This window comes from Clostridium sediminicola, from assembly GCF_050402865.1.
Classification (GTDB): domain Bacteria; phylum Bacillota; class Clostridia; order Clostridiales; family Clostridiaceae; genus Clostridium_AF; species Clostridium_AF sediminicola.
Genome location: NZ_BAABMF010000011.1, coordinates 1 through 20,916, shown reverse-complemented (window position 1 = coordinate 20,916; position 20,916 = coordinate 1). Strand labels below are relative to the sequence as shown.

The following is a 20,916-nucleotide window of genomic DNA, read 5'->3' as shown; positions in this document are numbered from 1 at the left end:
TTTATTGCAAAAATATTGATTTATTACTGTTAATCTATTATTAGGTATGTTATAATATTAGAAGTCTAAAAAGAATGTTCGTGAGAAGTAGGAGGAGTACAGAATGAATATAAAGTTAGAAAAACTAGAAAACAACATAGTAAAATTAGAAATTAGTGTTGAACATGGAGCTTTTAGTGAAGCTTTAAAAAAATCTTATAAAAAGAATTTAAAGAAATTTAATATTCCTGGATTTAGAAAAGGAAAAGTACCAATGGCTATAGTTAAAAGATATTATGGCGAAGCAGTTCTTTATGAAGATGCTATAAATTATTGTTGCGATGATACATATCCAAAAGCTATTGAAGAAAATAATCTACAACCTGTTGATTATCCGAAAATCGACATTGTACAGCTAGAAGAAGGAAAAGACTTCATATATACAGCAGAGATTACTGTTAAGCCTGAAGTCAAATTAGGAGATTATAAAGGTATAGAAGTAAAGAAAGTTACATATGAAGTTACTGACGAAGATATTGATGCTGATATCAAAGCTATGCAAGATAAAAATGCTAGAATCTTTGATAAGAACGAAGGCGAAGTTGTTAAAGGTGATACTGCAGTTATTGATTTCAAAGGATTTGTTGATGGAGAAGCTTTTGAAGGTGGAGAAGGTAATGATTTCTCATTAGAAATTGGTTCAGGTTCATTTATCGATAATTTTGAAGATCAATTAGTAGGTTCAAAAATTGGAGAAGAAAAAGAAGTTAATGTAACATTCCCAGAAAACTATGGCAATGAAAATTTAAATGGAAAGCCCGCATTGTTTAAAGTAACAATCAAAGGAATTAAAGGAAAAGAATTGCCAGCTTTAGATGATGAATTTGCACAAGATGTTTCTGAGTTTGAAACTTTAGAAGAATTAAAAGCTGATATTAGAAAGAAAAAAGAAGAGAGCAATACTGAAAGAGAAAAAAATGAATATGAATCAGCTGCTTTAGATGTTGTAACTGATAATGCTGAAATTGATATTCCAGAAGTTATGATTGATAAAGAAATTGACTCAATGGTAAAAGATTTACAAATGAGATTGTCATATCAAGGATTAGATTTTGAAACATATTTAAAATACACTAATTCTTCAGAAGAAAAGCTTAGAGAGCTTATGAAAGAAAATGCAGAGAAAAAAGTTAGAACTGGATTAGTTCTTGAAGCTATCACAGATGTTGAAGAACTTAAGGCCACTGATGAAGAAATAAAAGCTAAAGCCGAAGAAATGGCTAAACAATATAGTGCAGGAGATGCTACTGATTTAGTAGATCAAATCATGAAAGCACAAAAATCAGTAATCGAAAATCAAGTTTTAAATGAAAAAGTAATTGATTTGATTATCGATAACTGTAAAGAAATTGCATAACAATAAGTAAACTAAATTAAATTAGAGTAATTCAAAATAATTGCCAGAGTATATTCTGGCAATTATTTTAAAATCACAGCCTTTTTGTATTATATTAATTCTAAGTTTAAATTATATATATAATGTATAGCTTGGTTAATCCTGAAAAAATAAGTAAAATTAAAATGAAACACAATATCTAACTAGATTGATTCGTTCTGACGCTATATAATTCAATATGAAGTTCAATTATATAATTTTATGATTTAACCTTTTATCTGGTCAATTCATAAAATTATATTGAACTAAATCATATTGAATATATACCGCAGATAGATGAATTCTGACGCTATATATTCAATATGAAGTTCAATTATATTATTTTAAGATTTAACCTTTGAATAAGATTGAAAAATTAGGTGATAATTTAAAAGAGAAGTGGTATAGTATAATTAATGTAACAAACTTAATATAATGAAGGAGGAGAAAAAATGAGTTTAGTGCCAGTTGTTGTTGAGCAAACTAACAGAGGAGAAAGATCCTATGATATATATTCTAGATTACTTAAGGATAGAATAATTTTTTTAGGGGAAGAAGTGAATGATGTTACAGCTGGATTGGTAATTGCACAGTTATTATTTTTAGAAGCTGAAGATCCGGATAAAGATATATATTTATATATAAATAGTCCTGGCGGTTCTATAACTGCAGGTATGGGGATTTATGATACTATGCAGTATATAAAACCAGATGTTTCTACAATTTGTGTAGGAATGGCAGCTTCAATGGGTGCATTCCTTTTATCATCTGGAGCTAAAGGTAAGAGATTCGCTCTTCCAAATAGTGAAATAATGATTCATCAACCATTAGGAGGATTCCAAGGTCAAGCAACAGATATTGATATACATGCTAAGAGAATATTGAGAATTAAGGATAAATTAAACAAGATTCTTGGTGAAAATACAGGGAAACCTTTAGAACAAATAAAAGTAGATGTTGAAAGAGATTATTTTATGGAATCTTATGAAGCAAAGGAATATGGTTTAATAGATGATGTTGTTGAAAGAAAGAAATAACCTAGAGAGGTGTAGAGATGGCAAAATATGATGACAAAAAGCAGCTAAAGTGTTCTTTTTGTGGTAAAAGTCAAGAACAGGTTAGAAGGCTAATTGCTGGTCCTGGAGTTTATATATGCGATGAATGTATAGAATTGTGTTCAGAAATTATTTCTGAAGAATTTGATGAAAACATTGCTTTAGATACTGGCGAACTTCCTAAGCCAATTGAAATTAGAGATTATCTTAATCAATATGTAATAGGCCAAGATGATTCTAAAAGAGCTCTTGCGGTAGCAGTATATAATCATTATAAAAGAATTAATTCTTCAGTGAATTTAGATGATGTTGAGCTTCAAAAGAGTAACATTTTATTATTAGGACCTACAGGTTCTGGTAAAACATTGATGGCTCAAACATTAGCAAGACTACTAAATGTACCTTTTGCAATTGCAGATGCTACAACTTTAACAGAAGCTGGATATGTTGGTGAAGATGTTGAGAACATCTTGCTTAAATTAATACAGAATTCAGATTATGATATAGAAAGAGCAGAAAGAGGTATTATATATATTGATGAAATTGATAAAATTGCTAGGAAAACTGATAATCCTTCAATAACAAGAGACGTTTCAGGTGAAGGTGTTCAGCAAGCTCTTTTGAAAATTTTAGAAGGTACAATTGCATCAGTTCCTCCTCAAGGTGGGAGAAAACATCCACATCAAGAGTTTATCCAGATAAATACTTCAAACATTTTATTTATTTGCGGTGGAGCATTTGATGGAATAGAGAAAATTATTGAGAAGAGAACTAGAAAAAGTACACTTGGGTTTGGTGCGGATATAGAATCAAAAGAAAATAAAGATGTTGGAGAAGCTTTAAAAAATATTTTACCTGAAGATTTATTGAAATTTGGTCTTATTCCAGAATTTGTTGGTAGATTACCAATTGTTGTTACACTAAGTTCGTTAGATAATGAATCTTTAGTTAAAATTTTAGAAGAACCAAAAAATTCATTAGTTAAGCAATATAAGAAACTTTTATTAATGGATAATGTAGAGTTAGAATTTACTGATGAGGCTTTAAAAGCAATAGCAGATAAGGCAATTATGAGAAAAACTGGTGCTAGAGGATTAAGATCTATTATTGAAGATATTATGAGGGATATTATGTTTGATATTCCAACAAATGAAAAGATTATCAAGGTAATAGTTAATGAAGAGACTATATCAAATTATTCTCCAGAATTAGTACTAACAGATGAAGAAAAAAGGCCAATGATAAGTGGAAAAAAAATAAAACTTAAAAAAAGAGATACAGAAACTGCATAAAACTGCTGAATTTTCAGCAGTTTTATTTTTTTATTGTAAAGGAATTTATAAATTCCATCCTTTGTTCTTTAAAGTATAAATTTATACTTTAAATTGTTTAATCACAGAATAATTAAACAATATAGGTAAATAATAAAAGATAAGGTTAAATAAAATTAGTTTTGAGGAGATGATAAATTGGCTAATACTATATTACCAGTAATAAATTTTATATTTACATCAATAATAGGATTATACTTTTATAATGCGTTAAAAGAGCAGAGGAGCAAAAAGATAATTGGAACTACTGATAATAAAAAGAATACAGAAAAATTAAATCAAATGAAAAAAATTTCATTAACAGAGCCATTAACAGAGAAAAGCAGACCTAGAGATTTTAAAGAAGTAATAGGTCAACAAAATGGAATTAAAGCACTTAAAGCTGCTCTATGTGGACCTAATCCACAACATGTAATAATTTATGGACCTCCTGGAGTAGGAAAAACGGCTGCAGCACGCTTGGTACTAGAGTATGCAAAAAAAACAGAGTTATCTCCATTTAAAGATTGTTCAAAATTCATAGAAATTGATGCTACAACTGTAAGGTTTGATGAAAGAAGTATTGCTGATCCATTAATAGGGTCTGTTCATGATCCAATATATCAAGGGGCTGGGCATTTAGGCGTAGCAGGTGTGCCACAGCCAAAACCAGGTGCAGTAACGAAAGCTCATGGTGGTATTTTATTTATTGATGAAATAGGAGAATTACATCCTATTGAAACCAATAAATTGTTAAAAGTTATGGAAGATAGAAAGGTATTTTTGGAGAGTGCATATTATAATTCTGATGATCCTAATATGCCAAGTTATATCAAAACAATTTTTGAAGAGGGTCTTCCTGCTGATTTTAGATTAATAGGTGCAACTACAAAACAACCAGAAGAAATTTGCCCTGCTATAAGATCTAGATGTATAGAAGTTTTTTTTAAGAGCTTAGATATCGATGAAGTTGAATTAATTGCTAAAAATACTCTGAAAAAGTTGAATTATTCGGTGAATGAAGATGCTATTCATTTGATTTCAAGGTATTGTACTAATGGTAGAGATACAGTTAATTTAATACAACTTGCTACAGGAATTGCAATAAATGATGAAAGAAATTTTGTAAGTGAATCTGATTTGAAATGGGTTATAGAAAATGGTCACTATGCAGCTAGATTAGAAAAAAAAGTACCTAATAAACCTCAAATTGGCTATGTTAATGGTTTGGCTGTTTATGGGGCAGACTTAGGAACAATATTAGAAATAGAGGCTTCTGCCCAAAAAAACACTAGTGGAAAAGGAAAATTAACAATTACGGGAATTGTTGATGAAGAACAAATTAAAAGCAGTAACAGGACCTTAATGGGAAAAAGTACTGCTAGGGCATCAGTCGAAAATGTTATAACAGTTATTGAAAATAAGTTTAATATAAAAATGGATCAATTTAATATCCATGTTAATTTTTCAGGAGGAGTACCAATAGATGGTCCATCAGCTGGAATTAGTATAGCAACAGCAATTTATAGTGCTATTTTTGAAAAGCCAATTCGAAATGATGTAGCAATGACAGGAGAAATAACATTACACGGTATGGTAAAGCCTGTTGGAGGTATTAATGCAAAGATAAAAGCAGGTAATTTGGCTGGTGCGAAGAGAATTTTGATACCACACGAAAACTGGAATGCTAGTTATGTAAATGAAAATGATATAGAAATTATAGCTGTTAAAAAGATAGAAGATGTTTTTGAAATAGCTATAATTGAGCAACAAAATGAGGAATCAGAGTATAATATTATAAAAAATTGCCCTAAAGATACAGATGTGCTTTCTGCAAAAACAAGATAAAATTTTATAAAAGGGGATATATATTTAATTTTATTGAAAAAATATTAATTTATATGTATAATAGCATAGTATATAAAAATCAATACATATTATGGTATAGAGCTAGTTTAGCGCAAACCCATTTGTACGTGTCTCAAAATTTCAATATATTAAATAGCTTAGAGCATATATTGAATTTTAATATACATATTTTTATGGTAAAAAAAAGTGATTTTTAGCCGAACTTTAATTTAGAAATGAGTGATGAAAATGGAAAACAATAAAAAGATATTACCTCTAATTCCACTAAGAGGGTTAATAATATTTCCTCAAATGGTTTTACATTTTGATGTTGGACGTGAAAAGTCTTTGCTTGCTTTAGACGAAGCTATGTTAAAAGAACAGAAAATATTTTTAACTTCTCAAAAGGAAGCTAAAGTTGAAGAACCTGATGAAGATGATATAAAGGCAATAGGAACTATATGTAATGTAAAACAAATTTTAAAATTACCTGGAGATACAGTAAGAGTACTTGTAGAAGGTAAAGAGAGAGCAAGAATAGTAGAATTCAAGGAAAATGATTCGTATTTTGAAGCGGAAGTTGAAGTACTTCAAGATGAAGACTGTGAAGATGAGAAAGAATGCGAAGCACTAATGAGATCTATAAAGCGATCTTTTGAAGAGTATTTGAGAATATCAAATAATCAATCTATGGAAGCATTACTGACTGTTGATGATATTGAAGAGCCAGGAAGATACGCAGATATAATTTGTTCTTATATTGAATTAAAAGATGAAGTTAAACAGGAAATATTAGAAGCAATTGATGTTATTGAAAGATTAGAAAAATTATTAATAATTCTAAAAAATGAAGTTGAAATATTAAAAGTAGAAAAGAAAATCGGTCTTAAGGTTAAAACCAAAATAGATAAGTCACAAAAAGAATATTTTTTGAGAGAACAATTAAAAGCAATACAAGAAGAACTTGGCGAGAATGACGATGAGAAAAAGGAAATAAATGAGTATAGTGAAAAAATTGAAAAAGCAAAACTTCCGAAAGAAGTAAAAGAAAAAGCACTTTATGAGTTAAATAGATTATCTAGAATGGGAAATTTTTCTGCTGAAAGTGGAGTAATAAGAACTTACTTAGACTGGTTAATTGAAATTCCTTGGACTAAAAAAACTAAGGATAGTCTTGATATAAAAAAAGCTAGAAAAATACTAGAAGATGAACATTATGGTCTTGAAGATGTGAAAGAAAGAATTGTTGAGTATTTAGCTGTTAAGAAAATTAGTAAATCTTTAAAAGGTCCTATACTATGCTTAGTTGGTCCCCCTGGAGTAGGTAAAACATCAATTGCACGTTCTGTAGCTAATGCTGTTAATAGAAATTTTGTGAGGATGTCATTAGGTGGAGTTAGAGATGAAGCCGAAATTAGAGGGCATAGAAGAACGTATGTTGGCGCAATTCCAGGAAGAATAATATATGGAATGAACAAGGCAAAATCTAAAAATCCGTTATTTTTATTAGACGAGATTGATAAAATGAGTAATGACTTTAGAGGAAATCCAGCTGATGCTTTACTTGAAGTATTAGATTCTGAGCAAAATGGAACTTTTAGAGATCATTTTCTTGAGTTAGATTATGATTTGTCACAAGTAATGTTTATTACTACAGCTAATCGTCTTGATACAATTCCTAGACCTTTATTAGATAGAATGGAAATTATTCAAGTATCAGGATATACTTATGAAGAAAAGTTTAATATTGCTAAGCGACATCTAATTCCTAAACAAATAAGTGAACATAATATGAAAGAAAACAAAATTACATTCTCAAATAGTTCTATTTATTACATTATTGAAAAATATACTAGAGAATCTGGTGTTAGAAGTCTTGAAAGAAATATTGCAACGGTAATAAGAAAAGCTATTACAGATATAGTAGAGAACAATAAGAAAAATATACATGTAACAGTTAATCATATAAAGAAATATTTAGGTGCTGAAATATTTGATGGAGATGCACTAAATAAAGAAGATAAAGTTGGAGTAGTTACTGGTTTAGCATGGACAGGATATGGCGGAGATACTCTTCCAGTTGAAGTAACTGTAATGAAAGGAAATGGTAAATTACAGCTTACAGGTCAGCTTGGTGATGTTATGAAGGAATCAGCTCAAACGGGATATAGTTATATAAGAGCTAATAGAGAAAAATATAATATAACAGAAGAATTTTATGAAAAATTTGATATGCATGTTCATGTTCCAGAGGGAGCAGTACCTAAAGATGGACCATCGGCAGGCATAACAATGGTAACGGCTATGGTTTCTGCATTAAGTGGACAAAAAGTGAAGCATGAAGTTGCTATGACTGGAGAAGTAACTCTTACAGGAAGAGTTTTACCTATTGGTGGGTTAAAAGAGAAAAGTTTAGCAGCTTATAGAGCTGGTATAAAAACAATAATTATTCCTAAAGCCAATGTGAAAGATGTAAAAAAAATACCAAAGAGCATTATTAGTAAGATGAAAGTGATACCTGTAGAAAACGTAGAAGATGTACTTCATAATGCTTTGATCGAGGAGAATAATGATGAAGATTAATAAATCAGAGTTTATTATATCAGCTGTAAAACCTGTTCAATACCCAGAAGATAATAGGGTGGAAATTGCATTTGCAGGACGTTCAAATGCAGGAAAATCTTCTTTAATAAATACTATTTGTAATAGAAAAAAACTAGCAAAAACAAGTTCGACACCAGGAAAAACAAGATTAATAAATTTCTTTCTTATAAATGATGGGTTTTATTTTGTTGATTTACCTGGATATGGATTTGCAAAAGTATCCAAAAAAGAGAAAGATAAATGGGGTAACATGGTAGAACAATATTTAGTAGATAGAGTACCTTTAAAGAAAATTGTTTTGCTAGTTGACTCTAGACATAAACCAACTGGTGATGATATTAGTATGTATAATTGGATAAAATATTACGGATATGATGCAATAATTGTAGCTACTAAGTGTGATAAGTTGAAAAAGAGTGAATACAAAAAAAATGAAAAAATTATAAAAGAAGTATTAGGTATTCAACCTGAAGATGAATTTATGTTTTTCTCTTCTCTAAAGAAGATAGGAATCGATAATCTTCTTTCGTTATTTGATAAGAATATATAATATATAGAAAAAAACAAGCAGTTTTTCAACTGCTTGTTTATTTTTTTGTGTCAAATATGGATCTTTAAGAATAATATGTATTATAACAAAAGATGATATAGAGAGACTCAAAGGAGGGAAAAATATGGATATGTCTCAAATTGGAAATATGGTTAACATGCTAAACAGTATGGGGGGCTTAGATATAAATAATATACTAGGCTCAGCAAAATCTTGTGATAAGGATGGATGCGATTGCGGCTTTTCTAAAGGCAATAGTTCAATATTTTTAGTTATTCTAATAATTTTATTGGTTTGTTGTAGAAGAAGAGGAGGAATTGGATTCGGTGGATTTGGCGGAAATAAATGCTGCTTAGACGATTGCTGTTGCTTGAGAAAGAAAAAAGATAGGAAACGTTGCAGAAAATTAAAGAAAAAAATTGCAAAACAAAAATGTGAATGTTGTGGACAATGTGAATGTTGTGACTCATGTGGATGTGGCGGAAGCTGTGGATGTGGCGGAAGTTGTGGCTGTGGACGAGGTGGCTATGGCGGCTACGGCGGCTACGGCGGTTGTGGTGGATTTGGAAGAGGTTTTGGCTGCGGAGGTTCTGGTATAGGAATAATTATATTCTTCTTAATATTTGTATTTAAATGTTTCTGTGCTGGAAATAGAGGCTTAAACAGTATATTTGATTCACTTCAGAAAAATGATGGTTGTGACACTTGTTTAGACTAATTTTAACTTAAGAAATAAAAAATAAATTACAATAAAACCAAGGCCCAAGAAAGGGGGGTTAGAGATGTCAAAGAAATGTAGATGTAACAGAGGATGTGGTTGTGGTATAGACCCATGTAGATGTGCATTGTTCTTATTAATCCTTTGTAAAGCAGGAATAATTAATCAAAATACAGGTTCAATTCTTGTATTTGTATTCTTACTCTGCTGTGGATTCGGATGCAGACAAAGCATATGCTGTAACAATTAGTTGAAAATTAGATATTAAATATTAAAGCTAGATTGCAAATGATTATAAATAATATTTAACCAAAGCCCAGAAAGGGGGGGGTAAGAGATGTCAAAACGATGTAGATATAAAAATAATTGCAATAGAAGTTGTGGATTTGACCCATGTAGAGTTGCTTTATTCCTATTAGTACTCAATAGAGCAGGAATCATTAGCCCAAATACTGGTATTATACTAGTGTTATTATTCTTACTCTGCTGTAGTGGATGTAGACCTCAGGGAATATGCTGCGGAAGATAGTTGAAATTTCGAAAGTAAAAAACCTATGGAGAAAAAAGAAATACATTAAACCAAGGCCCAAGAAAGGGGGGTATATAGATGTCAAAAAGATGTAGATGCGGATGTGGATGTGGATGTAATAAAGGTGGAGGATTTGATCCTTGTAAAGTTGCTTTATTCTTAATCGTATTAAAAAAAGCAGGGATAATTAGTCCGAATACTGCTGCATTATTAGTTTTCTTATTCTTGCTTTGTTGTGGACAAAGAAGCTGTCAAAGCTTATGCTGCGGTAGATAAAATTTAAGGAGGGTATAACCCTCCTTATTATATAGAGGTGATTAGATGGGAAAACATAAACACCATAAGAGAAGTAGTGGTGATTATAATCATTTAGATTCAAGTTCTGGAGTAGGTCTAGGAAATTTAGGCTTAGCTAATTTAGGCTTAGGTAATTTAGGTTCAATATTTGAAAATTTTGATTTAAACAATGTAATATCTTTATTAAATAAGATTGATATCAATGCGTTAATGCCAATGATAAATAATATTATGGGCAATTTAGGTAATTCCGGGGGGAATGGTAATAATAATGCTATTGCTGATTTATTACAGAGTATGAATAATAATATAAATAACCAAAATAATATTGATAATGAAAATAATTTTGGTAATGAAAATAATTTTGGTAATATGAATAACGATATAAAAGAAATTATTGATCAGTTCTCAGAATTTTATAGTAGAAGCTCAAATGAAGCATTAGGAGATGAAATTAGTGAAGAAAATTTTGACAGTCCTAATGTGATAAATGGATTAAGTGATTATGATAATTTATATGATGATGAAGTAGTAAAATTACTAGAATCCATAAAAAATATAGCAAGTGAAGAAAATATAGATAAAATTGATAGAGTTATACAAAAATATATTGAGGGAAGTGAATAATTTCTAGATAATGGGGAATTATAAATAATGTAAGCCAGAGAAACAAAGATGTTTCTCAAACTAGTGCTAAAACCCCCCATCCCCCTTAATATGACCGCTATGCGGTCATATTTTTAATTTATAGCATAAAAAGAATTTATAACAAATTCATCTTTTTCATTTAGAATGGCATTAATTTTATAGCGGTAGTTTACTAAGGCTTTATTTTGAGAATCATCACTGCTTCTAAAAGATAAATTCCATTCTAATTCAGTGGGGTAGCCTTCCTTATTTGATTTTATATCTTGAAAATAAGCATCTTGAAAAATAAAATTATTCTTATCAGAATTTAAACTAGTCAATGTGTTTAAACTTTTCGTATCTATTTCTTTGGAACAATGATTTTTTATAATATTCTGATACAGCTCTTCAGGATTATCTTTTGTACTAAGATAATTGATTATTATACTTATTAAATTTTTGCAAAAGAAATTTTCGTCGCTTTTATTTGCATATGTAAATTCATTAAAATTATTGTTTATAAGTATGTAGCTTTTTATAATCATATCATTTTTTGAAATATTTCCGCTAATTAATTTTGGTGTTTTATTGTTACTTAAGTCTAAAATGCCTAAAAGGTTGTTATCGTTCGATATTAAATCTTTAAAAGAAGCCGTTTCATTATCATAAGCTATTATATGTTGAGTAGCTTTATCATTTGATTTACTCTGAAGTAAAATTTCAGGTGTGTTATCTCTGTTTAAGTCTTGAAAATTTATACTTATAGGCCAATAGGTACAAAACTCTCCGAAAAAATCTGATTTAGAATTAGATTTTATGACTATGCTATCTAAGTTAGTATTTACATTTAAAGAATAGTTATTTTCTTTTTTTATTATGTATAATTTATCTTTTTTACCATCACCGTTTAGATCTATTTCATAAAAATCTTCTGAAGCATATTGTTGAAACGTTGGTACTGTGTTATCGTCTTTATTTATATTCATATAAATAAAGGACAAAGCTAATAATAATAATAAAATTAGAAAATAAAGAATGTATTTACTTTTTATAAATAGTACGTTAAACTTCAAAGTTATCGCCTCATTTCAATTATTAAAATGATTTAGTGTTATTTTGTAACACTTCTCTATTTATAAATATGATTAACATAGATAAAATATTAAAGGAAAATAAAAAAAATAGGCTTAGGCCTATTAATTATCTCTACAATCTGGACAAATACCAGAGAAATAAACTTTATTAGATAAAATTTTATAATCTGTGAATTCGGAAACTTTATCATTTAAATAGACTAAATCTACCTCCATAATATCATCTACTTTACCACAGGACATACATTGAATATGAGGATGAGACTTAACTTCAGCATCATATCTAAAATTTCCTTCGCCAACATTTAATTCTTGAACCAAATTAACTGAAACAAGTGTTTTTAATGCTTTATAAACTGTTGCCAAGCTCATTGTAGGATATTCAGGTTGTAAAGCTTTATATATAGTTTCTGCTGATGGATGAGTTTTTGTTGAATTTAAGTATTTGTAAACAGCAATTCTTTGAGGTGTTAATTTCAATTTTTTTTCTCTAAATACACTTGTTATATTATTCATTGCCACCATCCTTTAAATGATTCATATAATTATTATATAATAAAGATTATTAATTGTCAATCTGATGAATAAAAAAATGTATAAACATAAAAAACGAAATTTTTTTATGTTTAATTTTAATTATAAGGTTAAAAACTGATATTTGATAATATAAATATATTGAAAGGGGGCAGCAAAATTTGAGAAAAACGTATGTTCTTGATACAAATGTTATTTTGCACTCGCCACATTCAATTTTGAATTTTGAAGATGCGAATGTAGTTATTCCAGAAATAGTTTTAGAGGAGTTAGATACTTTTAAAAAAAGCAGCAATGAACTTGGAGCAAGTGCAAGGCATGCTGCAAGGCTAATAGATTCCTTTAGAAAGAAAGGTAAATTATATAGAGGAGTTCAATTACCTAACGGTGGAGTATTAAGAGTTGAGATGAATCATTATGATACCCAGATACCTCCTTCATGGGATAAAAGAAAAGCTGATAATAGAATTATTCAAGTTTGCAAAGCGCTAAAAGAGGATGGAGAAGATGTTTATTTAATTACAAAGGATATATTCGAGAGGATAAAAGCTGATTCATTAGATATAAATACAGATGATTATAACGAAAAAGTAGTTCCAGAATATGAAAGTCAGTATACGGGGAGAAAAGAAATTTATATATCTTCAAAAAATATAAATAAGTTTTATGAAAAAAAAGTGTTAGAAATTGAAGATTTAGTTATCTATAATAATAAAGGAGATATTATTAGTGAAATAGATTTTTATGATAATGAGTTTTTATTGATACACTCTTGTGATAGTAACAAACATACAGCGTTAGCAAAAGTTAATAAGAATAAAATTCTTCCACTAATGTATAAAGATATAAATCCCTTAGGAATAACTCCGAGAAATATTGGACAAAAGTTTATGTTAGAAGCTTTAAATTGTAATCCAAACGATGTTCCACTTGTAATAATAAAAGGACCAGCAGGAACAGCGAAAACTTTATTTTCAATCGCAGTTGGTCTTCATAAGATTTTAGAAGAAAATAATAATGATTTTAGAAGGATATTAGTATGTAGACCTAATGTAGCTATGGATGAAGAAATTGGATATTTACCTGGTACAGAACAAGAAAAAATAGCCCCATTTATGAGACCTATTATTGATAATTTAGAAATATTAATAGATTCAGATGAAAAAGAAAGATATAAGAATGAAAGAGAATTATATGATAAAATAAGGGAACTTTTTGATAGAAGAATAATTACTACTGAAGCTGTAGCTTTTCTAAGGGGAAGATCTATTGTAAAGAACTGGATCATAATAGATGAAGCTCAAAACCTTACTCCTAAGCAAGTTAAAGCTATTACTACTAGAATTGGAGAGGGATCAAAACTTATTTTAATAGGTGATCCTGAACAAATAGATCACCCATTCTTAGATTATAGGTCAAATGGATTATGTTATGCATCCGAGAGAATGAAGGGAAGTTCACTATGTAGCCAAATTACCCTTAAGTATGACGAATGTGAGAGATCTGCCCTAGCTCATGATGCATCTAAGAGATTATAAATTTCATTCCTAACAAAAGTCAGTTCCAAATAGGAAAATTTATTGGAATTGGCTTTTATTCTTGTATAGAATTTCTTAGTGAAGAGGAGTGACTTTGTAGCTATATTTGCCTTTATTCTATTGATTTAATTTGCAGTATTAATGTAATATATACATATAAAGAATAATAAATGGATAAAAAGGATAAAAATATGATTAATTGGTTACTTATAAGTAAAACTTGTATTGTTTTTTTTAGTATATCTATGTATTTTAATATAAATATTATAAAGAGTAGTTTTGTTGTGCTATTTATTTTGGTGTATATTGTATTAAATATAGCAATGTATTTATTTAAAGATGACAAATTAATAAAAGCTATTGAGTTGATTTCATTAGTTTTGTGCATAACAGGCATGGTGTATGTTGATAAATTATTTCTATTACTATTAATTTTTAATATATATGAGATTACAGAAAGGTTTGATAAAGAAAAGTGGAGTGGTCTCTTAATTAATGTTATCCTAGGTATTTCGTTTGCAGAACAAATATTTGAGGTATACATGTTTATATCTTTTATAAGTTTTATAATATTCAAATCTTGTACATATTATAATAAAAAAATCAACTATTATAATGAATTATTATATAATCTTAGAATGAAAAATAATGAATTAAATAAAGCATTATCAAAAGAATTAGATTATCAAAATCAAATAGAGTATACCTCAAAGATTGAGGAAAGAAATAAGATAGCTCAAGAAATCCATGATAACATTGGGCATACCATATCAGGCACATTAATGCAACTAGAAGCTGCAAAGTATATTATAGAAAAAGACACATCTGCATCAAAAAATATGATTCAAAATAGTATTGATGTACTAAGGGAAGGAATGGAGAGTATAAGAGCTACTCTTAGGAATATTAAACCTCCAAAAGAACAGTTAGGAATTAATACTTTGAAACTTACCCTTAATAAAATTGAAAACAGTAGTGGTATTACTACTAATCTTATTTATGATAATAATGTTGATAAAATTAAGTACCATCAATGGAAGATAATTAAAACCAATATAAAAGAAATCTTAACTAACACAATTAAATATTCTGGAGCTAGTAATGTAACTATTTCTTTTAGAGGATTAAATAAAATGATTAAAGTGGAAATAAAAGATAATGGTATAGGATGTGGAAGGATAAATAAGGGACTAGGTCTTACAGGCATAGAGGAAAGATGTGGAAATATTAATGCAAAAGTTATATTTGATGGAAGTGATGGTTTTTCTGTAATAATGTTACTTCCCATAGAAGGAGTGGATTAATGTGAGTGAAAAAATAAGAATCATCATTGCAGATGACGACCCATTAATAAGGGATAGTCTAAAAATAATTTTAGGCATGGATGAGAAAATAGATGTTATAAAAACAGTTGAAAATGGTGCTGAAGCGGTAGAAAGCTGTAGAAGAAATTCAATAGATATTGCATTATTAGATGTAAGAATGCCAGTAATGAATGGCGTTGATGCGGTAAAAGAGATAACTAAATTCACTAAAACAAGAACAATAATCCTAACAACCTTTGATGAGGATGAATATATAAGATTAGCGATACTTAATGGTGCAAAAGGGTACTTATTGAAAAATAATTCGCCAGATAAAATAATTAATGCAATTAAAACTGTTTATGGTGGTAACACTGTTATGCAAGATTTAGTTATAGATAAACTTAAAAATGGAATAAATGATAACTATGGAAAATTCGATAAAAGTAATTTTACTCAAAGAGAATTAGAAATTATAAAAGCTGTATCTGAAGGATACTCTAATAAAGAAATTTCAGAAAAACTATATATTTCAGAAGGTACTGTGAAGAATTATATTAGTAATATTTTATCGAAAACAGGACTAAAGCATAGAACACAAATTGCGATTAATTATTTGCGTCAATAAGAATATATATGACTATAGTCATGTAAAGTATATGACTTTCTTAACTAACAAGAAGGTCATTTTTTTTATATAATGAAATTATAAAAGAATCAAGGAGGTTTTGACATGACAATGGTTAAAATTGAAAAATTGTTTAAAAAGTTTGGTGATAATGTTGCAGTAGATAATATAAATATAAGTATAAAAAAAGGTGAGATTTATGGATTGCTAGGTCCTAATGGTGCAGGGAAAAGTACAATAATTAACATTATGTGTGGGTTACTAGGTATGAATAAGGGTAGGGTAGAGATATTAGGAAAAGATATAAAAAAACATTCTAAATTCACAAAAAGTAATATAGGGGTAGTACCACAAGAATTAGCGATATATGAAGATTTAACTGCTTATGAAAATGTTAAATTCTTTGCTAGTCTATATGGATTGAAAGGAAATGATTTGAAAGAAAAAACGCTAGAAGCTCTTAAATTTGTGGGGTTAGAAGACAAGGTGAAACAGTATCCAAAATCTTTTTCAGGTGGTATGAAAAGAAGGTTAAATATAGCATGTGCAATAGCACATAGGCCTAAATTGATTATTATGGATGAACCTACAGTTGGAATAGATCCTCAGTCAAGAAATCATATATTAAGGTCAGTAAATAAGCTTAATGAAATAGGAAGTACAATAATATATACAACTCATTACATGGAAGAAGTTGAAAGTATATGTACAAGAGTAGGAATTATTGATCACGGCAAGTTGATTGCAGAAGGAACAAAAGAAGAGTTAAAAGCAATAGTAACTGATAAAAAGAGTATTACAGTGACTATTGATGAATTGAGTGAAATTGATATTAAAAAAATTGAAAATATAAATGGTGTAATAAGTGTAGATTTTAAGGAAAATATGATTACTATTAATAGTAATAAAGAAATAAATAATTTAGAAAATATAATACTTTATTTTACGAATAATAATATTTCAATAAGAAATATAACTTCTACAGAGCCTAATTTAGAAACTGTTTTTCTTATTTTAACAGGAAGAAAATTAAGAGATTAGGAGGTGTGCTATGAGGATATTAAATATTGTACTCAAGGATATAAAGATTAATTTTCAAGAAAAAAGAACACTAGCTATTATGATATTGTTTCCTATATTATTAATGGTAATTTTAGGAACAGTTTTTAATGATCAATCTAAAAATGTAGGTTCTATAGGAAATATAAACGTAGCTTATGAAATAAAGGGTAATGGAGATGTAACAGAATCTTTTGAAAAGATCATAGATGAATTGAGTAAGACAGAGGATATAGTATTTACAAAAATCGAAGAAAATACAAAAGCTATGGAGGATATTAAAAACCTCAACTATGCTTGCTATATAGTTGTTAATGAGGAAAATAATGAAATAAAACTCTACGAAAATGATAGATTTAACTTTCAAGCGAGTTTTGTTGAAGCTATAATGGAGACATTTGTACAAAGGTACAATACTATAATTGAAGTTGCTAAAATAAATCCAAAGATGGTAGCTACAATTACAGAAAACAATAGCACAATGGAGAGTTATGTGAGTATAAAATCTATTGTAGCTAATAGAACACCAAGGGCATTAGATTATTATGGAGTTACTATGTTGACGCTTATAATAATGTATTCATCAATGACGGGAGCATTTGCTGTAAAAGGAGAAAAATTAAAAAACACTGTTGGTCGAATGCTGATAAGTCCAGCTAATAAAATGGAAATATTTGCAGGTTCAACTCTAGGAGCAGTATTTACTACAATTATACAAATGGCAATAGTATTTTTATTTAGTAAGTATATTTTAAAAGTATATTGGGGAAATAATATTGGAGCAATCTTAAGTATAATATTATCATTAATAATAATGGCTGTATCATGGGGAATTGCTTCTGGTTATATGTTTAAAAACTCAAATGCAATGGATGGATTTTTAAATTTGTTAATTCCTATAATGTGTTTTCTAGGTGGAGCATATATAAATGTTTCAAGTTTTCAAAATAAAATATTTATAGCGTTAACAAAATTATCTCCTGTAAAATGGGTTAATTCGACAATATTTAGTATAGTGTATAATAATGATTTTAGTGATTTTGGAACAACAATTGCAATAAATTTAGGGTTAGCTATAGTATTTATGATACTGGCATCATTAAGATTTAATAAGGAGGCAGAGTAGATGAAAAATATTATATTAATAGCCTTAAATTTTTTAAGGGTTACATTTAAGAAAAAAACAAGTTTTCTAATTTATATTATACTTCCTGTAGCATCAGCTTTAGTTACCTTAATGTTGTATTCATCATCAGGAGCAGCAATTACAAAAGTTGGTTTGATAAATAATGATAATAGTACTATATCTAGTGATATGATTAATTATTTAGAAGAAACTAAAAAATTCAAATTCGAGAATATAAAGGAAGAAGAAGTTGAGAATAAAGTTGCAAATCAAGAAGTGGATTTAGTATTAGAAATACCCTATGGATTCACAGAAAGTATTTATAATAGTAATGTAAAGGAATTAAAAATAGAAACTATAAGGGGAATGGATGTAACTGCATGGATAGAAAGTTATTTGAATTATTATATTAAGAATATGAGAGATATTGCAGTAGCATCTGAAGGAAATAGAGAAGTATTTAATAAAATTTATGATAATTTCAAAAACAGTGAATTAGTATTGACTAAAGAAAAGTTAAAGGATGAATATGTTGGTAAAACAGTAACACAACAAGGAATAGGTTTTTTTATTCTATTTATTCTAATTGGGTGTACATCTATAACTAAATTAATTTTAAAAGAAAAAAATATAAAAACATACCAAAGGATATGTTCATCTCCAGTTACTTCAAGAGAATATGTTTTAGGAAATGTTCTAGCAAATATTATTATAATTTTAGTACAGATTTGTTTATTATTGTTTGGAGCATTTAAAATCTTGGAAATAAATATTCATATGCCTGTATGGAGTTTGTTTATTATTTTAATGTTATTTGGATTAGCGGCTATAGGGATAGGTATGGTAATAGTATCATTTTCTAAATCTTCTTCTGAAGCAGGTAATTTATCAACTTTAATAATAACTCCAACATGTATGCTAGGGGGATGTTTCTGGCCATTAAGTTTTATGCCAGATAGTTTAAAGAAAATATCAAGCTTTACTCCTCAAAAATGGGTTATGGAAGCAATAATAAGTATTCAATCAGGAAAAACAATAAATGATGTAGCGATAAATTTGGCAATATTAGTTGTATTTGCACTAGTATTCTTTGCAATAGCTGCTTTCAAAATGAAATCATCTGATAAAACAGGAAGCTTTATTTAGTATTAATAAATTATTGTTAAAGCATAAAATTTAAAGTATAATGAAAATGTTAGCTGAAAAAGAGTTTCAGCTAATTTTTTTAGGATTAAAACTTTTTATACAGAGATTTTCGTGGAAATTCACCTACAATTGTGAACTATGAAATAAATATTTTTAGGAGGAAATAAAATGAGACTAAGGAAGAAGTGGTGGGCAAGACCAGAACTTGAGGCAAGTCCATTGTTTAAATCTATAGATGAAGCAAGAGAACTAAAAGGTAGATGGAATGAAGAATTCAAAAATGATAATGATATATATCTTGAATTAGGCTGTGGAAGGGGAGGATTTACAACTGAACTTTCAAGGATAAATTTAGATAAAAATATTGTTGCAATTGATTTAAAAGATGAGATACTAATAAATGCATTGAAAAACTTAGAAAAAGGGGAAGTTGAAAATGCAAGATTAATAGCTATGAATATTATGTTTATTGCAGAAATCTTTGAGAAGAATGAAGTAGGCAGAATATTTATAAATTTTTGTAATCCTTGGCCAAAGGACAGGCATAATAAAAGAAGACTTACACATAGCAATTTTTTAGAAATGTATAAGCAATTTATAAAACCAAGAGGTGAGATTTGGTTTAAAACTGATGATATGGAATTATATGAGGAATCTTTTGAATACTTTGAAGAAAGTGGATTTGAAATTTTATATAAAACTTATGACCTTCATAATAGCGAATATTCAGAGAAAAATATTATGACAGAATACGAAAGTAAATTTAAAGAAAGAGGCATAAAATCAAAGTTTTTAATAGCGAAACTTAAGTAAAGAATTAGTTTTCAAAATTATTTTCGTTATAATTGAAATTATTAAATAAAAAGTATTGCGAATAGTATTTCGTAATACTTTTTTAATAGTTCTTTAATTTTTTAGTTAAATATCTCGATTTAAAATAATAAATTAATAGCTATTTTGTGAATTTTCAATTTTCTAAAATAAACTAGGTGTAGAAATATTTAAGATAGTAGTAAATAATATTTTATAATTTACAAATAATAAAGATAAGCTTTGTAAAAATTTAATTTATAGTAATTATATAATAATTTAAGAGGAGGAAAGTTAATGGATAAAAAACATAAGATTATAGGAGTGCAAAAAGATAAAGGTGGAGAAATTCAGGCTTATAAACTGGATGATAACAGAGTATTATCTAAGAGAGAGGCTGTAGATCTTGCCAAGGAAGGTTCGATAGAAGGAGTTTTAGTTTCTATGTCTAAGCTAGGAGAAGAATATTTGAGGAGCAACCCTGATAGTACTACAAATAATAATTTAGATAATATGCCAATAATTAATGATAATTTAAAAATCTAATTTAATATGAAATACGTCAAATAAATAACATTAAATAATGAAAAGGCAAAGGTGAACTGACTCTTGTCAAGTAGACAGGTAATTTAATTAAAAATTTATGCACATTTTGGTGCTTGATTTCGATATTCTATTGGAGTCAAGCACCCTAATTTTTTTTGAAATCTTTCTTCATTGTAGAA

Annotated in this window: 21 protein-coding genes; 19 read left to right on the top strand and 2 right to left on the bottom strand. The window is 28.4% G+C overall.

What is annotated here, in order from left to right:
- Positions 1 to 103 precede the first annotated feature (103 nt).
- The 11 genes from tig (at position 104) to ACQ3F0_RS16555 (ending at position 10,952) form a co-directional block, all read left to right on the top strand.
- Positions 104 to 1,396 (top strand): trigger factor, encoded by a 1,293-nt coding sequence (tig, locus tag ACQ3F0_RS16605; protein ID WP_428866492.1) that lies wholly within the window; start codon positions 104 to 106, stop codon positions 1,394 to 1,396.
- 470 nt (positions 1,397 to 1,866) lie between these two features.
- Positions 1,867 to 2,451 carry an ATP-dependent Clp endopeptidase proteolytic subunit ClpP gene (gene clpP, locus ACQ3F0_RS16600; RefSeq protein WP_428866491.1) on the top strand — a complete coding sequence of 195 codons (585 nt, stop codon included), beginning with the start codon at positions 1,867 to 1,869 and terminating at the stop codon, positions 2,449 to 2,451.
- Between the two features lie 17 nt (positions 2,452 to 2,468).
- Positions 2,469 to 3,761 (top strand): ATP-dependent Clp protease ATP-binding subunit ClpX, encoded by a 1,293-nt coding sequence (gene clpX, locus ACQ3F0_RS16595; RefSeq protein ID WP_428866490.1) that lies wholly within the window; start codon positions 2,469 to 2,471, stop codon positions 3,759 to 3,761.
- 177 nt (positions 3,762 to 3,938) lie between these two features.
- Entirely contained in the window at positions 3,939 to 5,627 is a 1,689-nt protein-coding gene (lonB, locus tag ACQ3F0_RS16590) for an ATP-dependent protease LonB (RefSeq protein WP_428866489.1), read from the top strand.
- A 249-nt stretch (positions 5,628 to 5,876) separates the two neighbouring features.
- The gene (gene lon, locus ACQ3F0_RS16585; protein WP_428866488.1) at positions 5,877 to 8,210 is read left to right on the top strand and encodes an endopeptidase La; all 2,334 of its coding nucleotides are present in this window, start codon (positions 5,877 to 5,879) and stop codon (positions 8,208 to 8,210) included.
- A complete protein-coding gene (gene yihA / locus ACQ3F0_RS16580; protein WP_428866487.1) occupies positions 8,200 to 8,781 on the top strand; it encodes a ribosome biogenesis GTP-binding protein YihA/YsxC in 582 nt (193 codons plus the stop codon). The genes lon and yihA overlap by 11 nt, the downstream gene beginning before the upstream one ends.
- Before the next feature lie 124 nt (positions 8,782 to 8,905).
- Positions 8,906 to 9,499 (top strand): hypothetical protein, encoded by a 594-nt coding sequence (locus ACQ3F0_RS16575; protein ID WP_428866486.1) that lies wholly within the window; start codon positions 8,906 to 8,908, stop codon positions 9,497 to 9,499.
- 64 nt (positions 9,500 to 9,563) lie between these two features.
- Positions 9,564 to 9,749, top strand: coding sequence for a hypothetical protein (locus ACQ3F0_RS16570; protein ID WP_428866485.1), 186 nt, complete (start codon positions 9,564 to 9,566; stop codon positions 9,747 to 9,749).
- Between the two features lie 87 nt (positions 9,750 to 9,836).
- Positions 9,837 to 10,028: a hypothetical protein gene (locus ACQ3F0_RS16565; RefSeq protein WP_428866484.1), complete on the top strand. Its 192-nt coding sequence runs from the start codon at positions 9,837 to 9,839 to the stop codon at positions 10,026 to 10,028.
- 78 nt (positions 10,029 to 10,106) lie between these two features.
- A complete protein-coding gene (locus tag ACQ3F0_RS16560; protein WP_428866483.1) occupies positions 10,107 to 10,304 on the top strand; it encodes a hypothetical protein in 198 nt (65 codons plus the stop codon).
- Between the two features lie 45 nt (positions 10,305 to 10,349).
- Positions 10,350 to 10,952, top strand: coding sequence for a hypothetical protein (locus tag ACQ3F0_RS16555; protein ID WP_428866482.1), 603 nt, complete (start codon positions 10,350 to 10,352; stop codon positions 10,950 to 10,952).
- 113 nt (positions 10,953 to 11,065) lie between these two features.
- Here the strand turns inward: ACQ3F0_RS16555 and ACQ3F0_RS16550 are convergent, their stop codons facing one another.
- Both ACQ3F0_RS16550 and perR read right to left on the bottom strand, forming a co-directional pair.
- Positions 11,066 to 12,025 (bottom strand): hypothetical protein, encoded by a 960-nt coding sequence (locus ACQ3F0_RS16550; protein ID WP_428866481.1) that lies wholly within the window; start codon positions 12,023 to 12,025, stop codon positions 11,066 to 11,068.
- A 123-nt stretch (positions 12,026 to 12,148) separates the two neighbouring features.
- On the bottom strand, positions 12,149 to 12,562 hold the full coding sequence (perR, locus tag ACQ3F0_RS16545; protein ID WP_428866480.1) for a transcriptional regulator PerR: 414 nt from the start codon (positions 12,560 to 12,562) through the stop codon (positions 12,149 to 12,151).
- A gap of 179 nt (positions 12,563 to 12,741) precedes the next feature.
- Here perR and ACQ3F0_RS16540 point away from each other — a divergent pair, with 179 nt between their 5' ends.
- From ACQ3F0_RS16540 to ACQ3F0_RS16505, 8 genes are all read left to right on the top strand, one after another.
- Complete coding sequence (locus ACQ3F0_RS16540) at positions 12,742 to 14,118, top strand: PhoH family protein (protein WP_428866479.1); 1,377 nt, start codon at positions 12,742 to 12,744, stop codon at positions 14,116 to 14,118.
- Positions 14,119 to 14,309: 191 nt separating this feature from the next.
- A complete protein-coding gene (locus ACQ3F0_RS16535) occupies positions 14,310 to 15,422 on the top strand; it encodes a sensor histidine kinase (protein WP_428866478.1) in 1,113 nt (370 codons plus the stop codon).
- Between the two features lies 1 nt (position 15,423).
- Positions 15,424 to 16,050, top strand: a complete 627-nt coding sequence (locus tag ACQ3F0_RS16530) for a response regulator transcription factor (protein WP_428866477.1) — start codon at positions 15,424 to 15,426, stop codon at positions 16,048 to 16,050.
- A gap of 105 nt (positions 16,051 to 16,155) precedes the next feature.
- On the top strand, positions 16,156 to 17,091 hold the full coding sequence (locus tag ACQ3F0_RS16525) for an ABC transporter ATP-binding protein (RefSeq protein WP_428866476.1): 936 nt from the start codon (positions 16,156 to 16,158) through the stop codon (positions 17,089 to 17,091).
- A 10-nt stretch (positions 17,092 to 17,101) separates the two neighbouring features.
- Positions 17,102 to 18,235, top strand: coding sequence for an ABC transporter permease (locus tag ACQ3F0_RS16520; RefSeq protein ID WP_428866475.1), 1,134 nt, complete (start codon positions 17,102 to 17,104; stop codon positions 18,233 to 18,235).
- Positions 18,236 to 19,381, top strand: a complete 1,146-nt coding sequence (locus ACQ3F0_RS16515; protein ID WP_428866474.1) for an ABC transporter permease — start codon at positions 18,236 to 18,238, stop codon at positions 19,379 to 19,381.
- 168 nt (positions 19,382 to 19,549) lie between these two features.
- The gene (gene trmB, locus ACQ3F0_RS16510; RefSeq protein ID WP_428866473.1) at positions 19,550 to 20,194 is read left to right on the top strand and encodes a tRNA (guanosine(46)-N7)-methyltransferase TrmB; all 645 of its coding nucleotides are present in this window, start codon (positions 19,550 to 19,552) and stop codon (positions 20,192 to 20,194) included.
- A gap of 294 nt (positions 20,195 to 20,488) precedes the next feature.
- Positions 20,489 to 20,737: a DUF3892 domain-containing protein gene (locus tag ACQ3F0_RS16505; RefSeq protein ID WP_428866472.1), complete on the top strand. Its 249-nt coding sequence runs from the start codon at positions 20,489 to 20,491 to the stop codon at positions 20,735 to 20,737.
- The last annotated feature ends 179 nt before the right edge of the window (positions 20,738 to 20,916 follow it).

Excerpts from the sequence above, each read along its gene's own strand:
- ACQ3F0_RS16505 (WP_428866472.1), top strand. The coding sequence starts at position 20,489 with ATGGATAAAAAACATAAGATTATAGGAGTGCAAAAAGATAAAGGTGGA.
- ACQ3F0_RS16515 (WP_428866474.1), top strand. The coding sequence starts at position 18,236 with ATGAAAAATATTATATTAATAGCCTTAAATTTTTTAAGGGTTACATTT.
- yihA (WP_428866487.1), top strand. The coding sequence starts at position 8,200 with ATGAAGATTAATAAATCAGAGTTTATTATATCAGCTGTAAAACCTGTT.
- lon (WP_428866488.1), top strand. The coding sequence starts at position 5,877 with ATGGAAAACAATAAAAAGATATTACCTCTAATTCCACTAAGAGGGTTA.
- ACQ3F0_RS16535 (WP_428866478.1), top strand. The coding sequence starts at position 14,310 with ATGATTAATTGGTTACTTATAAGTAAAACTTGTATTGTTTTTTTTAGT.
- clpX (WP_428866490.1), top strand. The coding sequence starts at position 2,469 with ATGGCAAAATATGATGACAAAAAGCAGCTAAAGTGTTCTTTTTGTGGT.
- ACQ3F0_RS16575 (WP_428866486.1), top strand. The coding sequence starts at position 8,906 with ATGGATATGTCTCAAATTGGAAATATGGTTAACATGCTAAACAGTATG.
- clpP (WP_428866491.1), top strand. The coding sequence starts at position 1,867 with ATGAGTTTAGTGCCAGTTGTTGTTGAGCAAACTAACAGAGGAGAAAGA.
- trmB (WP_428866473.1), top strand. The coding sequence starts at position 19,550 with ATGAGACTAAGGAAGAAGTGGTGGGCAAGACCAGAACTTGAGGCAAGT.
- ACQ3F0_RS16520 (WP_428866475.1), top strand. The coding sequence starts at position 17,102 with ATGAGGATATTAAATATTGTACTCAAGGATATAAAGATTAATTTTCAA.
- ACQ3F0_RS16565 (WP_428866484.1), top strand. The coding sequence starts at position 9,837 with ATGTCAAAACGATGTAGATATAAAAATAATTGCAATAGAAGTTGTGGA.
- ACQ3F0_RS16560 (WP_428866483.1), top strand. The coding sequence starts at position 10,107 with ATGTCAAAAAGATGTAGATGCGGATGTGGATGTGGATGTAATAAAGGT.
- ACQ3F0_RS16525 (WP_428866476.1), top strand. The coding sequence starts at position 16,156 with ATGACAATGGTTAAAATTGAAAAATTGTTTAAAAAGTTTGGTGATAAT.
- perR (WP_428866480.1), bottom strand. The coding sequence starts at position 12,562 with ATGAATAATATAACAAGTGTATTTAGAGAAAAAAAATTGAAATTAACA.
- tig (WP_428866492.1), top strand. The coding sequence starts at position 104 with ATGAATATAAAGTTAGAAAAACTAGAAAACAACATAGTAAAATTAGAA.
- ACQ3F0_RS16555 (WP_428866482.1), top strand. The coding sequence starts at position 10,350 with ATGGGAAAACATAAACACCATAAGAGAAGTAGTGGTGATTATAATCAT.
- ACQ3F0_RS16570 (WP_428866485.1), top strand. The coding sequence starts at position 9,564 with ATGTCAAAGAAATGTAGATGTAACAGAGGATGTGGTTGTGGTATAGAC.